This is a genomic window from Streptomyces sp. NPDC037288 (assembly GCF_055603265.1).
This window is the reverse complement of record NZ_JBVJVY010000027.1, coordinates 15,297-30,023: the sequence shown is the minus strand read 5'-3', so window position 1 is coordinate 30,023 and position 14,727 is coordinate 15,297. Positions and strand designations below refer to the sequence as shown.

The 14,727-nt window shown below is 70.5% G+C and carries 11 protein-coding genes; 9 read left to right on the top strand and 2 right to left on the bottom strand.

All coding sequences use genetic code 11. The features are described from left to right. Nucleotides 1–181 precede the first annotated feature (181 nt). From ACZ7GZ_RS27045 to ACZ7GZ_RS27030, 4 genes are all read left to right on the top strand, one after another. On the top strand, nucleotides 182–973 hold the full coding sequence (locus ACZ7GZ_RS27045) for an ATP-binding cassette domain-containing protein (RefSeq protein ID WP_471028001.1): 792 nt from the start codon (nucleotides 182–184) through the stop codon (nucleotides 971–973). Continuing rightward, nucleotides 970–2,262 (top strand): sugar ABC transporter permease, encoded by a 1,293-nt coding sequence (locus ACZ7GZ_RS27040; RefSeq protein WP_471028000.1) that lies wholly within the window; start codon nucleotides 970–972, stop codon nucleotides 2,260–2,262. Before ACZ7GZ_RS27045 ends, ACZ7GZ_RS27040 begins: the two co-directional genes overlap by 4 nt. A 129-nt stretch (nucleotides 2,263–2,391) precedes the next feature. Further along, nucleotides 2,392–4,320: a 1-deoxy-D-xylulose-5-phosphate synthase gene (gene dxs, locus ACZ7GZ_RS27035; protein ID WP_471028114.1), complete on the top strand. Its 1,929-nt coding sequence runs from the start codon at nucleotides 2,392–2,394 to the stop codon at nucleotides 4,318–4,320. A 152-nt stretch (nucleotides 4,321–4,472) separates the two neighbouring features. Beyond that, nucleotides 4,473–5,981 carry an amino acid permease gene (locus tag ACZ7GZ_RS27030; protein WP_471027999.1) on the top strand — a complete coding sequence of 503 codons (1,509 nt, stop codon included), beginning with the start codon at nucleotides 4,473–4,475 and terminating at the stop codon, nucleotides 5,979–5,981. A gap of 154 nt (nucleotides 5,982–6,135) precedes the next feature. On the opposite strand, the gene ACZ7GZ_RS27025 is transcribed toward ACZ7GZ_RS27030, so the two are convergent. Beyond that, nucleotides 6,136–6,552, bottom strand: coding sequence for a PIN domain-containing protein (locus ACZ7GZ_RS27025; RefSeq protein ID WP_471027998.1), 417 nt, complete (start codon nucleotides 6,550–6,552; stop codon nucleotides 6,136–6,138). A 38-nt stretch (nucleotides 6,553–6,590) separates the two neighbouring features. Further along, nucleotides 6,591–7,565: a hypothetical protein gene (locus ACZ7GZ_RS27020; RefSeq protein ID WP_471027997.1), complete on the bottom strand. Its 975-nt coding sequence runs from the start codon at nucleotides 7,563–7,565 to the stop codon at nucleotides 6,591–6,593. 20 nt (nucleotides 7,566–7,585) lie between these two features. On the opposite strand from ACZ7GZ_RS27020, the gene ACZ7GZ_RS27015 reads away from it, so the two are divergent. The 5 genes from ACZ7GZ_RS27015 to ACZ7GZ_RS26995 all read left to right on the top strand — a co-directional run bounded on the left by ACZ7GZ_RS27015 (nucleotide 7,586) and on the right by ACZ7GZ_RS26995 (nucleotide 14,685). Next, nucleotides 7,586–8,803: a CapA family protein gene (locus ACZ7GZ_RS27015; RefSeq protein ID WP_471027996.1), complete on the top strand. Its 1,218-nt coding sequence runs from the start codon at nucleotides 7,586–7,588 to the stop codon at nucleotides 8,801–8,803. 254 nt (nucleotides 8,804–9,057) lie between these two features. After that, nucleotides 9,058–11,481 (top strand): HAMP domain-containing protein, encoded by a 2,424-nt coding sequence (locus tag ACZ7GZ_RS27010; RefSeq protein ID WP_471027995.1) that lies wholly within the window; start codon nucleotides 9,058–9,060, stop codon nucleotides 11,479–11,481. A gap of 6 nt (nucleotides 11,482–11,487) precedes the next feature. Then, the gene (pgsB, locus tag ACZ7GZ_RS27005; RefSeq protein ID WP_471027994.1) at nucleotides 11,488–13,110 is read left to right on the top strand and encodes a poly-gamma-glutamate synthase PgsB; all 1,623 of its coding nucleotides are present in this window, start codon (nucleotides 11,488–11,490) and stop codon (nucleotides 13,108–13,110) included. Continuing rightward, nucleotides 13,107–13,589 carry a poly-gamma-glutamate biosynthesis protein PgsC/CapC gene (locus ACZ7GZ_RS27000; protein WP_351251157.1) on the top strand — a complete coding sequence of 161 codons (483 nt, stop codon included), beginning with the start codon at nucleotides 13,107–13,109 and terminating at the stop codon, nucleotides 13,587–13,589. Before pgsB ends, ACZ7GZ_RS27000 begins: the two co-directional genes overlap by 4 nt. A 37-nt stretch (nucleotides 13,590–13,626) precedes the next feature. Beyond that, nucleotides 13,627–14,685 (top strand): NlpC/P60 family protein, encoded by a 1,059-nt coding sequence (locus ACZ7GZ_RS26995; RefSeq protein WP_471027993.1) that lies wholly within the window; start codon nucleotides 13,627–13,629, stop codon nucleotides 14,683–14,685. Nucleotides 14,686–14,727: the final 42 nt, after the last annotated feature.

Here is a 14,727-nt window from a genome sequence, read left to right as displayed (position 1 = left end):
CAGCCGCACGCGCCTTCCCACCTGAGGGAATTCCCTCTTGAATTCCCTCAGCGGGAAAAGGCCTCCACAGCTCCGCCGGCGCCCCGCGCATCAGACAGCCCCGCAAGCTCGGCCGGGGCGCCGGACGGAACACCCCCCTAAACTTCTGCACAACCTCCCGCCGGGTCAGGCGGCGAAGGAGATGGTTCACGTGTCCGCTACGCCCGTGCTGGCGTTGCGCGGGGTCTCCAAGCGATTCGGTGCCGTTCAGGCGCTCACCGAGGTAGAGCTTGAGGTCCACGCCGGTGAGGTGGTCGCCCTGGTGGGCGACAACGGCGCCGGAAAGTCCACGCTGGTCAAGACGATCGCCGGCGTTCACCCCATCGATGAGGGCGTCATCGAGTGGGAAGGCAAGGCCGTCCAGATCAGCAAGCCGCACGACGCCCAGGGCCTCGGCATCGCGACGGTCTACCAGGACCTCGCCCTGTGCGACAACATCGACGTGGTCGGCAACCTCTATCTGGGCCGGGAGATCCGCCGCCGCGGTGTCCTGGACGAAGTGGAGATGGAGCGCCGCTCCCGCGAGCTGCTGACCACGCTGTCGATCCGCATCCCGAGCGTCCGCATCCCGATCGCCTCGCTGTCCGGCGGTCAGCGCCAGACCGTGGCCATCGCCCGCTCCATGCTCGGCGAGCCCAAGCTGGTCATCCTCGACGAGCCCACCGCCGCCCTCGGCGTCGAGCAGACCGCGCAGGTCCTCGACCTGGTGGAACGGCTGCGGGAGCGTGGTCACGCCGTGATCCTCATCAGCCACAACATGGCCGATGTGAAGGCCGTCGCCGACAAGGTGGCCGTCCTGCGTCTGGGTCGCAACAACGGCGTCTTCGAGGTCAAGTCGACCTCGCAGGAAGAGATCATCTCCGCCATCACCGGCGCCACGGACAACGCCGTGACCCGTCGTGCGGCGCGCTCCAATGGGGAGATCAAGAAGTGAGCATCGACAAGACCTCCACGCCCCCCGAGGACCACGTGGTGGAGAACCCCGAGGCGGCACGCGGCTCCGACGTCGCGGTCGACCCCCGCCTGCTGGTGCGCGAACAGGGCTTCGCGGGCTACGTCACCGAGTTCAAGCGGAAGATGAAGGCCGGTGACCTCGGCTCCCTCCCGGTCGTCATCGGTCTGGCGGTCATCTGGATCATCTTCCAGAGCCTGAACTCCAACTTCCTCACCGCGGGCAACCTCTCCGACATCTCCGTCGCCATGGTCGGCACGGGCATGATCGCCGTCGGCATCGTGTTCGTCCTGCTGCTCGGTGAGATCGACCTGTCGGTCGGTTCGCTCTCCGGTGTCGCGGGCGCCACCTTCGCGGTGCTGAACGTCACCCACGGCATGAACGAGGTCCTGGCCCTCGTGCTGTCCATCCTCACCGGAACGGTCGCTGGTGCGGTGCAGGGCTTCTTCTTCGCGAAGATCGGCGTACCCGCCTTCGCCGTCACCCTGGCCGGTCTGCTGTTCTGGAACGGCCTCATGCTCAAGATCCTGGGCGACAACGGCACGATCAACCTGAACGACAACGGCCTGGTCGCCAAGCTGACCAGCTACTACTTCTCCGACGTGGCCGCCGCCTACGGTCTGGCCCTCGCGGTGACGGTGCTGTTCTTCGTCAGCTCCTACTTCGGCAACAGGCGCCGCGAGGCCGCCGGTGTGCCGTCCCGCCCGCTGAGCGAAACCATCCTGCGCACCGTGCTGCTGGGGATCGTCGCCTTCGCCGCCGCGATCGTCTTCAACCAGTACAAGGGCCTGCCGCTGGCCGTGGTGATCTTCGTCGCCGTGCTGTTCCTCACGGACTTCGTGCTGCGCCGCACCGGGTACGGCCGCAAGATCTTCGCACTCGGCGGCAGCGTCGAGGCCTCCCGCCGTGCCGGTATCAACGTGGACATGGTCCGTATCTCGGTGTTCGCCATCTCCGGTACCTTCGCGGCGATCGGCGGCCTGTTCATCGCCTCCAAGATCGCGTCCGCCAACCAGGGCGCCGGCGGCGGTGACCTGCTGATGAACGCGATCGCGGCGGCCGTGATCGGCGGTACGTCCCTCTTCGGCGGCCGCGGCCGCACGTGGAACGCGCTCCTCGGCGTGCTGGTCATCGTCTCGATCCAGTACGGCCTCGCCCTGCAGGGCATCGCCTCTCCGGTGCAGTACATGATCACCGGTGGTGTTCTGCTCGCCACAGTGGTCATCGACGCCGTGACCCGCAAGACGCAGAAGACCGCTGGTCGCGCGTAGCGCCCACGGACGGACGACCGCGCCCGGTGCCCGAAAGGTGCCGGGCGCTGTCGTGTCGTGCAAAGCATGAACATTAGACTCGGGCGAGCCCGGCGAAAGCTCGATCAGCTCTACTGCAAGGAGGCACGGGTGCCGCTGCTGACCCGCATCACGGGACCGCGCGATCTGGACCGGCTCAGCCTGGAGGAGCTGGCCCAGCTGGCAGAGGAGATCCGGACCTTCCTCGTCCAGGAGGTCTCCAAGACGGGCGGGCACCTGGGCCCCAACCTCGGTGTGGTGGAGCTGACCATCGCCCTGCACCGGGTCTTCGAGTCGCCCAGGGACAAGGTGCTCTGGGACACCGGCCACCAGTCCTACGTGCACAAGCTGCTGACCGGCCGGCAGGACTTCTCGAAACTGAAGATGAAGGGCGGCCTGTCGGGCTACCCCTCGCAGGCCGAGTCCGAGCACGACGTCATCGAGAACAGCCACGCCTCCACGGTGCTCGGCTGGGCCGACGGCATCGCCAAGGCCAACCAGCTCAAGAAGCGGGACAGCCATGTCGTCGCCGTGATCGGTGACGGTGCCCTCACGGGCGGTATGGCCTGGGAGGCCCTCAACAACATCGCCGACGCCAAGGACCGGCCGCTGGTCATCGTCGTCAACGACAACGAGCGGTCGTACGCCCCGACCATCGGCGGCCTCGCCAACCACCTGGCCACGCTGCGCACGACCGACGGGTACGAGCGCTTCCTCGCCCGCACCAAGGAGGTGCTGGAGAGGACCCCGGTCGTCGGGAAACCGCTGTACGAGACGCTGCACGGCGCCAAGAAGGGCCTGAAGGACTTCATCGCCCCGCAGGGCATGTTCGAGGACCTGGGCCTGAAGTACGTCGGCCCGATCGACGGGCACGACATCGAGGCGCTGGAGTCGGCGCTGGCGCGGGCGAAGCGCTTCGGCGGGCCGGTCATCGTGCACTGCCTCACCGAGAAGGGGCGCGGCTACCAGCCGGCCCTGCAGGACGAGGCCGACCGCTTCCACGCCGTCGGCAAGATCCACCCGGACACCGGTCTGCCGATCGCCAGCTCGGGCGCCGACTGGACCTCCGTGTTCGGCGACGAGATGGTCAAGCTCGGGGAAGAGCGCGAGGACATCGTCGCCATCACCGCGGCCATGCTCCAGCCCGTCGGCCTGGACAGGTTCGCCAAGCGGTTCCCCGAACGCGTGTACGACGTCGGGATCGCCGAGCAGCACGCCGCCGTGTCGGCCGCGGGGCTCGCGCACGGCGGGGTGCACCCCGTCTTCGCCGTGTACGCCACCTTCCTCAACCGCGCCTTCGACCAGGTCCTCATGGACGTCGCCCTGCACAAGTGCGGGGTCACCTTCGTGCTGGACCGGGCCGGTGTCACCGGCACGGACGGCGCCTCGCACAACGGCATGTGGGACATGTCGATCCTGCAGGTCGTGCCGGGCCTCAGGCTCGCCGCGCCGCGTGACGCCGAGCAGGTGCGGGCGCAGCTGCGGGAGGCCGTCGAGGTGACGGACGCGCCGACCGTGGTCCGCTTCTCCAAGGGTGCCGTCGGACCCGCCGTACCCGCCGTGGGCCGCGTCGGCGGGATGGACGTCCTGCGCGAGCCCGGCACCGACCGGCCGGACGTGCTGCTGGTCTCCGTGGGCGCGCTCGCGCCGATGTGCCTGGAGATCGCCGCCCTGCTCGACAGGCAGGGCATCTCCACCACCGTCGTCGACCCGCGCTGGGTCAAGCCCGTCGACGAGGCCATGGCCCCGCTGGCCGAGCGGCACCGGGTCGTCGTCACCGTCGAGGACAACAGCCGCGTGGGCGGTGTCGGCGCCGCCGTCGCCCAGGCCCTGCGCGACGCGGGCGTGGACGTGCCGCTGCGCGACTTCGGCATCCCGCCGCGCTTCCTCGACCACGCCTCCCGCGGCGAGGTCCTCGCCGAGATCGGCCTGACCGCCCCGGACATCGCCCGCCAGGTCACCGGGCTGGTCGCCAAGCTGGACGGCCGGTTCGACCGTACGGCCGCCGGGGTGGACTCGGTGGAGCCCGCGCGCGACTGACGCGAAACGCGCTCCCACGGGCCGGTGACGCCACTCCTTGCGGTGGCGGAACCGGCCCGTTTGCGTGAACCTGCCTGTGCCGGGGCATACGCACCCCGACCCTCTCGATCATGTCGGGCCAGGGCGAGGTCCCCAAGCGTGGGAGGCACTACGTGAGCAGCGCGCTGTTCAGGACGAAGAACGTCGAGCAGTCCATCCGGGACACCGAGGAACCCGAGCATTCACTCAAGAAGTCCCTTTCCGCGCTCGATCTGACCGTCTTCGGCGTCGGTGTCATCATCGGCACCGGCATCTTCGTCCTCACCGGACAGGTCGCCAGGAACAACGCCGGTCCGGCGGTGTCCCTGGCCTTCGTGGCGGCCGGCGTGGTCTGCGCGCTCGCCGCCCTCTGCTACGCCGAGTTCGCGTCCACGGTCCCCGTGGCGGGCTCCGCGTACACGTTCAGCTACTCCTCCCTGGGCGAGCTGCCCGCCTGGATCATCGGCTGGGACCTGGTCCTGGAGTTCGCGCTCGGCACGGCGGTGGTGGCGGTCGGCTGGTCCGGCTACGTCCGCTCGCTGCTGGACAACGCCGGCTGGCATCTCCCCGGCTACCTGGCCGGCCGGGACAACGCCTCGGGTTTCGGCTTCGACATCCTCGCCGCCGCCCTGGTGCTGGTGCTCACCGGCATCCTCGTCCTCGGCATGAAGCTGTCGGCCCGGATCACCTCGCTCGTCGTCGCCATCAAGGTGGCCGTGGTCCTCATCGTGATCATCGCCGGTGCCTTCTTCATCAGGGGCGGCAACTACACGCCGTTCATCCCGCCCGCCCATCCGGTGCCGGCCGGCGGCAACCTCAAGGCGCCGCTCATCCAGCTGATGTTCGGCTGGGCGCCCGCGAACTTCGGTGTGATGGGCATCTTCACGGCCGCCTCGGTGGTGTTCTTCGCGTTCATCGGCTTCGACATCGTGGCCACGGCCGCCGAGGAGACCCGCAACCCGCAGCGGGACATGCCCCGCGGCATCCTCGGCTCGCTGTTCATCTGCACCGTGCTGTACGTCGCCGTGTCCGTCGTCGTCACCGGCATGGAGAAGTACTCCAAGCTGTCCGTGGAGGCGCCGCTCGCCGACGCCTTCAAGGCCGTCGGGCACCCCTGGTACGCCGGTGTCATCAGCTTCGGCGCCGCCGTCGGCCTGACCACGGTGTGCATGATCCTGCTGCTCGGCCAGACCCGGGTGTTCTTCGCGATGAGCCGGGACGGACTGCTGCCGCGCTTCTTCTCGCGGGTCCACCCGCGTTTCAAGACCCCGCACCGGCCGACCATCCTGCTCGGCGTGGTCATCGCGGTCGTCGCCGGCTTCACCAGCCTGAGCGAACTGGCCGAACTCGTGAACATCGGCACGCTCTTCGCGTTCGTCGTCGTCGCGATCAGCGTGATCATCCTGCGCCGGACCCGCCCCGACCTGCCGCGCGCCTTCCGCACCCCCTGGGTCCCGTTCGTCCCGATCGTGTCCGTGTGCGCCACGCTGTGGCTGATGCTCAACCTGCCCGCCGAGACCTGGATCCGGTTCGCGGTCTGGATGCTGATCGGCTTCGTCGTCTACTTCCTCTACGGCCGCACCCACAGCCGGCTGGCGCTGCGGGACAAGGCCGCCCAGCAGACCGCGGGCAACGCTCCGTAACCGCTTTCCCCGCCCCGCCGGCCCCGTATGTCCCGCCCCGGCGGGGACGCGGGGCCGGACAGCGTGCCGCCCGTGCTCGCCGCCCCACTCACCCCCTGCGGACCGCAGGTGCGAGGAGCGTCACCCGGGCGGCGTACCGGACGCGGCCGCCGGTTCAGTTCAGGACCGTGCGGGGGCCGGTGACCTCGGCGCCGTGTTCCCGGACGCGGCGGCGCAGCTCGCGGTCGGCCGTGACGACCAGGCACGGGCGGTCGCCGGCCGCCGCCGCGAGGTCCACGATGCGGTCGTCCCCGCTGCCGGACGCGTCCTCGACGCGCACCCCGGGCACCGGGGCCACGCCCCGGGCCGCGCCCTCCACCACCAGGACCAGCTCCAGCGGGCCGGGCAGGCCGGCCACGCCGGACCGCGCGAAGGGCACCAGACGGTCGCGCAGGCGCTCGGCGGCCCCGCGGCGGTCGCGCCACCAGCCGTCGGGCACCGACCCGACGACGTTCGCACCGTCGACGATGAGCAGGGGCAGACGCTCGCCGGTCCCGTCCGTCTCGTGCGTCGCGCCCGAGGTGTCCGTCATGTCACCAACAGCCTTGCTCTGTCGCGTTCGTGGCAGGTTCAGTGTGTCACGGGTCTACCGGCCCACCGGCGTGTGATCTCGGCGACCGCGGCAGCCGCCCGCTCGGCGGGCCGTCCGCCCGCGCGCACGTCGGGGGAGAACTCGACGTGCAGGAACGGCACGTGGTCGTCGTCGGCCGCCCGGCCCTGCACGTTCGTGTGGCCCTCCAGCGGACAGGACCGCACCCAGGCCCGGCACACCTTGAAGCCGTGCCCGCGCAGGGCGTCGGCCAGGTCGCGGCCCTCCTGCCGGCCCGCCGACCCGGCGCCGGTGGAGGCGATCACGTCGTAGCCGGGTGCGGCGGAGGCGGCGAAGCCGTGCAGCTGGATCCCGGGCATCCCGCGGCGGGCCAGCTCGGCGCAGATGGCGTGGAACACGGTGTCCTCGCGGTGCGCCACGTCCGCGGAGTTGCCGACTCCCGCTTTGCGATGTGCACCTGCGATCACCATGACCCCGCCCGGTGAGCCGCGCAGCACCCGGACGCCCAGCTGTTCGGTTCCCAGATCGAAGCCGGGGTGCGGGACCTGGACCGACCAGCTCGGGCGGTGGTCCAGATCGAGGTAGACCCGGCCCCAGCCGCGCGGCGTCACGGCGGAGTCGGTGCGGTCGGCCACCTCGGTGTAGCGGTGCCCGGAGGGCCGGTCGAAGACCGTGCGCACCGTGAAGTCTCTTTGCGAAAGGCGCTGTTCCGCTTCCTTGCGATGGCCGTCGAGCAACAGGCCGACCGCCGCGGCGATGTCCTCGCGGTCGGCCCGGCCCGGATGCAGATAGCCCCGGCCGGGGCCGAAGCGGCCCGTGTAGTCCGCCACCTCGCGCGCCAGGTCGATCTGCCCGGCGCCCGTCGGAGCGGGCCGGTCGGCCTGGCCGGCGCCGCCGCCCGTGGTGCGGAGCAGGACGGTGAGACCGCCGGCGAGACCGGCGATGACGAGCAGAATTGTTGCGATCGTTATGACGCGTGAGCGATGGGCTCTCATGGTTGTATCAAGATATCTTGGTGAACAGACGCCGTAGTCGGACCCTGCTGTCCCTGCTGACCCCGCTCTCCCTCCTCGCGGCCGCCTCCGGCTGCGGTCTCCTGTCGGACGACGCCGGCGCCCAGGGGGGCGGGCGCTCCTTCACCGTCGCCGCGGCCGGGGACATCCTGATGCACCCGGAGCTGGTCGAGCAGGCGCGCAAGGACGCCAAGCGCACCGGCAAGGGGGTGGACGGGCTGGACTTCGGGCCGATGATGGCCGGCATCAAGCCGCTGATCAGCAAGGCGGACCTGGCGATCTGTCACTTCGAGCCCGTGATGGGCCCGGCGAAGGGCCCGTTCGAGGGCTTCCCGGACTTCCAGGTGCCGCCGCAGCAGGCGAAGACGATCAAGGACATCGGCTACGACACCTGCTCCACCGCCTCCAACCACACCCTCGACCACGGCTACGAGGGGGTGAAGCGCACCCTGGACGCGCTGGACGCCGCCGGGGTGAAGCACACCGGTTCCGCCCGGACCCAGAAGGAGGCGCTCACCCCGCTGGTCATGGACGTCAAGGGCGTCAAGGTCGCGCAGATCTCCTTCGCCTACGGCTTCAACGAGCCGCACACGCTGCCGAAGGGCAAGCCGTGGCTGGCCAACGAGCAGGACCTGGGCCGGATCAGGGCCGCCGAGCGGCGGGCCCGCAAGGCCGGTGCCGAGGTGGTGATCCTGTCCCTGCACTGGGGCCGCGAGCACCATCCGGAGCCGTCCGCCGGGCAGATCTCCTTCGCCCGGCAGATCGCCCGCCACACCGGCATCAACCTGGTCATCGGCCACCACGCGCACGTGGTGGAGCCGATGGAGAAGGTCGACGGCACCTGGATCACCTACGGCCTCGGCAACCAGATCGCCCGGCACGAGGTGCCGACGGGGCTGACCGAGGAGGGCGTGATCGTCTGGTTCACGTTCACCGAGCGGGACAAGGGCCACTGGGACGTCCAGCCGCGCTTCGAGCCGACGCTGCTGACGATCCCGCCGGACGCCGAGAACGTCCGGGACGGCGGCACCGCCGACTACTCCGGCGACGACGTGCGGGACTACCGCCTGCTGGACGTGCCGGCCGCGCTCCGCGACGACCACGGCCTGACGGATGCCCAGAAGGCGCGGCTGCGGCTGGCCTTCGAGCGCACCGAGGGCACCCTGCTCAACCGCGGCGCCGCCACGGACGGGCTGAAGCCCCTGACGCCGCTGCCGTAGCGGGGTCCGGAACGGGATGCGCGCACGGTCTGAACCGCCACCGCATGGGAGGCGTATTTGTCCGCTCTTGTCCGAAGGTTGCGCGATGTTGCCTAGATCACGTCTGACTTACTGCAACTTAACCCACCGCTTACATGTCTGAGCTTTCCGGGCGCGGTCTTACCATCCACGCGCCCGGACCGCATTTCCTGAGAGGACGTTCTGTGGCGTCATCGCCCCCGGCGCGGCAGCACCGAGCCCGCCGCCGAGCCGACATGTCGCTGATCGGAGGCATCCGCCCGCCGATCGCGGTCCTTTCGGCACTCCTGCTGACGCTCGCCGCCATCACGGCACTCGTGCTGGGCCGCGTCGACGACGCCGGGGTGCCGAAGGCGGTGCTGACGTCCCAGCAGCACTTCGCCGAGGACGGCGCCATCGCGCTGCGCGCCTCCATCGACGAGTCCGTCACCGACGTCACCCGCTCCGCCGCGCTGTTCAGCGCCGGGCAGCCGGTCTCCGGTGACGCCGTCCTCGACAAGCTCGGCAGCACCTACCAGAAGTGGATGGGCACCGCCGTCGTCGAGATACGCACCGGCAAGCTGGTCGCGGCCCGCGGTGAGACGGTGCCGCTGACCGACGTGGACCTCTCCAGCCTCAGCGGCGACGACGGACTGGCCCCGCGCATGGTCCGGCTGAAGAACGGCGAGGTGCGCCTGCTCTCCTTCGGCCTGCTGACCTGGCCGGACAGGCCGCAGCTGCTGCTGGTGGCCTCCAGGAACCTGAAGTTCCCCGGTATCAGCCTCGGCCAGTTCCGCTCCATCGCCGTGGTCGACTCCGGCGGCGCGATCCTCAGCAGCGACGGCATCGCCGACCCCGCCTCGGCCCGCAACAGCATCGACCGCAAGGACCTCACGGACTCCCGCAAGCAGCTGAAGGACTTCGCCCAGGGGGCGGCCCGCCGGGCGCAGCAGGACCCGCGCAGCAGCAAGGAACCCGGCAGCGGCGGCTACCAGGGCGTCAGCGGCAGCCTGCTCGGCGGCAAGCTGCTCGGCGACCGGTCCGTCGCCGGATACGCCACCCTCGCCGCGGCCGAGCCCGGCGAGCGCACCACCGCCTCCGGGCTCGGCCTGTCGGTGGTCTCCATGGTCAAGGTGACCGAGGAGTCCGCCTCGGCCGGCTCCCCGGTGTTCGGACTGCTGGCGGCCGGTGCGCTGCTGGTCGTCGGCGCCCTGGCCGTGGCGGTGCTGCTGGGCACCGTGCAGCGCCCGCTCATCCGGCTGTTCCTGGAGTCCCGCCGGCTCACCCGCGGAGATCTGACCCGGCCGGTCACCGTCCCCGGCTACGGCGAGGCGCACCGCATCGGAGGCGCCCTGGAACGGCTGCGCCGCCAGCTGCTCGGCGAGAGCGCCGAGGCCACCGGTTCCGCCGAGAGCCCGCGAGGGCTGCGCCGGGTGGACACCCGCGCCCTCCTCGCGGTCTGCGCGGTGCTGCTGCTGGCCTGGTCCGCGCCCCTGATGCTGCTGTTCAACCGCGCGGACAACACGGCCGACGTCCCCCGGCAGCTCGTCAACGACCAGCGCGAGCGCACCGACACGCTCAGCGACCGGGTGCGCCGCGCGGTCAACGAGGGCGACGCCGACCTGCAGTCGGTCGCCTCACTGATCGGCGACAAGACCTCGCCCGAGGCCATGGAGACGGTGCTGGAGCGCACGTACAACGAGAACAGGCGCTACCGCTCCCTCTACGTCGTCGACTCCCACGGAGCGATCCAGGCCCGGGAGGGAAAGACGCCCAAGGTGGCCGAGTCCGACCGGGTTTCCAGCAAGTCCGTCCGGCTGCTGGGCCGCGGTGACAAGGAGCCCGTGGTCGTCGCCGCCGCCGAGATACCCGGCCGCAACGGCGCCCAGCTGGTCGGCGAGTTCCGTGTGGAGTTCTTCAACGCCCTGCTGACCCGGCCGGGCCTCGGCGTGGTCCGGCTCGTGGACGACCAGCACAAGATCATCGCCGGCAACACCGGCTTCCTCGCCTTCCAGTCGCTGCCCGACGACCACCTGAAGGACCTCGTCGCGGCCAGCGCCCAGCGGCTGGGCAAGAAGCCGCAGCCGAGCGGCGTGCTCTACCGCGAGAACGGGGTGCGGATCGCCGCCGCCGCGCCGTTCTCCGGCAGCGGCACGGCCGAGTCGCTGCACTGGAGCGTGGTCAGCTGGCAGCCCGTCGACCGGCTCGCCATCCCGGAGTACGACGCCCAGAACCGCACCGTCCTCGCCGGTCTCCTCGGTGCCGCCGCGGCCGTCGCCTGCCTGGGCTGGCTGCACATCGTGGTGGCCCGGCCGCTGCGCAGCCTGGCCGACCGGGCCGAGGCCCTGGCCGCGGGCGACCGCAAGACCGTGCTCTTCCCGCAGCACCACGACGAGGTCGGCGCCGTCACCCGCTCGCTGGAACTCATCCGGCAGCAACTGCAGGACCAGCGCCGGCAGCAGCCCCGCCGCACCCCGCCCCCGCCGTCCGCCCGGCAGCAGTCCGCGCCGCACCCGGACCCGGCCGAGCAGCAGGGCCCGCGGCAGGACCCGCCCCAGCAGCCCACGCCCCGGCAGAACCTGCTCGAGCGGTACGGCACGCGCCAGGACCCGCCCCAGCACCCCGCGCCCGAGCCGTACCCGCCGCAGCAGTACCCGCCCCAGCAGTACACAAGGAACTGATCACCCGTGCTCTTCCTCTACACCGTGCTGTTGGTCTGCTGCGCGATTCTGCTCGCCGCGGGCGTCGTGGAGCAGCGACGGCACTTCGCCAACCTGGAGAACATCCCCACCCGGGTCCTGGTCAACGGCATCCGCGGCAAGTCCTCCATCACCCGGCTGTGCGCGGGCGCGCTGCGCGGCGGCGACCTGGTCACCGTCGCCAAGACCACCGGCACCGCGGCCCGCTTCATCCACCCGGACGCCACCGAGGAGCCGGTCTACCGCAAGTTCGGCATCGCCAACGTGGTCGAGCAGATCGGCATCGTGCGGCGCGCCGCCGCGTACAAGCCGGACGCGCTGGTCATCGAGTGCATGGCCGTCATGCCGGCCCTGCAGGAGATCAACCAGTCCAAGCTGATCCGCTCCACCATCGGCGTGCTCTGCAACGTCCGCGAGGACCACCTCGCCGAGATGGGCCCCACCCTGGACGACGTGGCGCGCTCGCTGTGCCGCTCGATGCCCGAGGACGGCATCTGCGTCACCGCCGAGAAGGACCGCTTCCACATCCTCCAGGAGGAGGCGGACGCCCGTAACTGCAAGCTGGTCTACGCCGACCCGGAGACCGTCACCGACGAGGAGCTGCGCGGCTTCAGCTGGTTCACCTTCAAGGAGAACGTGGCCATCGCCCTCACCGTCGCCGAACTCCTCGGCGTCGACCGCGAGACGGCCCTGCAGGGCATGTACGACGCCCCGCCGGACCCCGGTGTCCTCTCCGTCGAGCGCTATCAGACACACGAGGGCAAGAAGCTGCGCTTCGCCAACGTCTTCGCGGCCAACGACCCCGAGTCGACGCTGATGAACATCAACCAGCTCCTCGACCTCGGCGCCATCCACCGCCCGCTCAACGTGGTCATCAACTGCCGTCCCGACCGCGTCGAACGCAACGGCCAGATGGGCGAGATCATCCCCGACCTCGACCCCGACCGGGTCTTCGTCATCGGCCACCCGGCCAAGTCCGCCATCGACGCCATCCCCGCCGACTTCCGCTCGCGCGCCGTCGACCTCGGCGGCGACAAGCGCGACCCCGAGGAGTTCATGGGCAAGATGCTGGACATGCTCGGCCCGGACTCGTCGATGGTCGCGATCGGCAACATCCACGGTCAGGGCGAGATCCTGCTGGAGCACCTCGCCGAACTGCCGCCGGACGAGAGCGCCGACGAACCGGTGGCCGCCACGGCCCCGGCCGGCCGGTCCGAGGCGGCACCCGCCGTGGTCGAGCACGTCGAGACCATGCAGCTGTACGCACCCCGCCTCGACCCGTACCAGGGCTACCCGGAGGCGTACGAGTCCCGCTACGCCCAGCAGCCGTACATCCAGCCGCTCCCCGCCCAGCGGGAGGCCGCACACCCGTACCCCCAGGGGGAGCGGACGAGCCAGGCGACGCACGACCATGCGTACGCCCACGACACGTGGACGCAGCCGCAGTCGTACGACGGCGGCGGGCCCGCCCCCGCCGCCCCGCGGGAACCCGCGGACAGCGGCCGGACGGCCGAGCAGGCCCCGCCCCGCGGGCTGTTCGAACCCCGTGTCCCGCCCCAGCCTTCCGCCGACGACAGCCAGCAGTGGCACAGCCCAGGAGAACAGCGTTGATCCCCTCCGTCCTCACCCCCGAGATCGCCGCGATCGGCATCGGCCTGGGCCTGATGTTCTCGCTCATGTGCTACCTGACGACCAATCTGTCGCCGGGCGGCATGATCACCCCGGGCTGGCTCGCGCTCACCCTCATCGAGGACCTCCAGCGCGCCGCCCTGGTCATCGGGGTGACCGTGCTGACGTACCTCGCCACGCTGCTCATGCAGAAGTTCGTGATCCTGTACGGCAAGCGGCTCTTCGCGGCCGTCGTGCTCAGCGGCGTGCTGATCCAGGCCACCGTGATCATCGTGCTGCAGATGGAGTTCCCGCTGCTGTACGCGAACCAGACACTCGGCTTCATCGTCCCCGGCCTGATCGGCTACCAGCTGGTCCGTCAGCCCAAGGGCGCGACCCTGCTGTCCGTCGCGTCGGTCTCGCTGGCCACCTACGTGGTCCTGACCGCCGGCATCCTCCTGGGCGCCATGCCGACCGCCTGAACCCTTCCGTACCTCACGTACCCCTGGAGCCTCCACCATGCCGAAGCGCAAAGGCCGGCCCGTCCTCCACGCGGCGACGGTCCTGGCGCTGCTCGCGGGCAGCGCGTACTTCACCTACGAGCTGCGCAAGGACGAGCAGGCGAAGCTCCCGGCCGCCCAGACGATCACCGAGAACCTGAACAGCTCGGGCAACGGCAAGGCGACCGGCGAGCAGACCTGGGAACGGCTGAACAACCCGGCGCGCTCGGTGCTGCGCGACGGCAAGGGCGCCGTCATCGCCACCTTCACGGACGGTGCCCGTACGGCCACCCTCAAGGGCCCGACGCGGACCTTCACCGAACCGGCCAACACCACCACCAAGGTGGTCACCGACGACTGGGTGCGCCTCATGCCGGAGAGCTGGGCCAAGGGCGCCGAGAAGCAGCAGTGGTTCAAGGACTGGTTCAAGCAGTACTACGGCAGCGAGGAGGACGACGTCTTCGCGTTCGCCTTCCAGTACATCGTGGGCGCGCCGGTCAAGAAGGACGACCAGGGCGTCCAGTACGCGGGCCACGCCACCTACGGCCCCCTCAAGGCCGACGGCGTCGACCGTGCCGAACAGACCGACTTCTACGACTACCTGGGCATCCCGTACACCTTCCGGGACGGCGTCACCGTGTACCCGCAGAAGGACCGCCTGCGCGCCGTGGACTGCTCCGGCTATCTGCGGCTGGTCTACGGCTACCGGGCCCGCTACCCGCTGATGTCGGACAACACGCACGGCGACGGGCTGCCGCGCACCGCCGACGGCATGGCCCGCGGCAAGGAGGGCGTCGACATCATCAAGCTCCAGGGGCCGAGCCCCTGGTACGTGCGGCCCCAGAACATCGACGTCCTGCAGCCCGGCGACCTGCTGTTCTTCAAGATGGACCACCGCACCGCCAACCACATGGACCACTCCGCGATCTACCTCGGGCCGGACACCGAGGGCCACAAGGTCTTCATCTCCAGCCGCAAGGAGCAGAACGGACCGACCATCGGCGACCAGGGCGGTGTCTCGCGCCTCGACGGCAACGGCTTCTACGCCAAGCTGTTCCGCACCGCGAAGCGGCTGTGAGCGGGCGGGCGGGGGTACTGCCGGGCCCACGGCTTAGAGTGA

Bases quoted from the DNA above. Each gene is read 5' to 3' on its own strand.
- ACZ7GZ_RS26995 (WP_471027993.1), top strand. From the start codon at position 13,627: ATGCCGAAGCGCAAAGGCCGGCCCGTCCTCCACGCGGCGACGGTCCTG.
- ACZ7GZ_RS27020 (WP_471027997.1), bottom strand. From the start codon at position 7,565: ATGAGAGCCCATCGCTCACGCGTCATAACGATCGCAACAATTCTGCTC.
- ACZ7GZ_RS27010 (WP_471027995.1), top strand. From the start codon at position 9,058: ATGTCGCTGATCGGAGGCATCCGCCCGCCGATCGCGGTCCTTTCGGCA.
- ACZ7GZ_RS27025 (WP_471027998.1), bottom strand. From the start codon at position 6,552: ATGACGGACACCTCGGGCGCGACGCACGAGACGGACGGGACCGGCGAG.
- ACZ7GZ_RS27045 (WP_471028001.1), top strand. From the start codon at position 182: ATGGTTCACGTGTCCGCTACGCCCGTGCTGGCGTTGCGCGGGGTCTCC.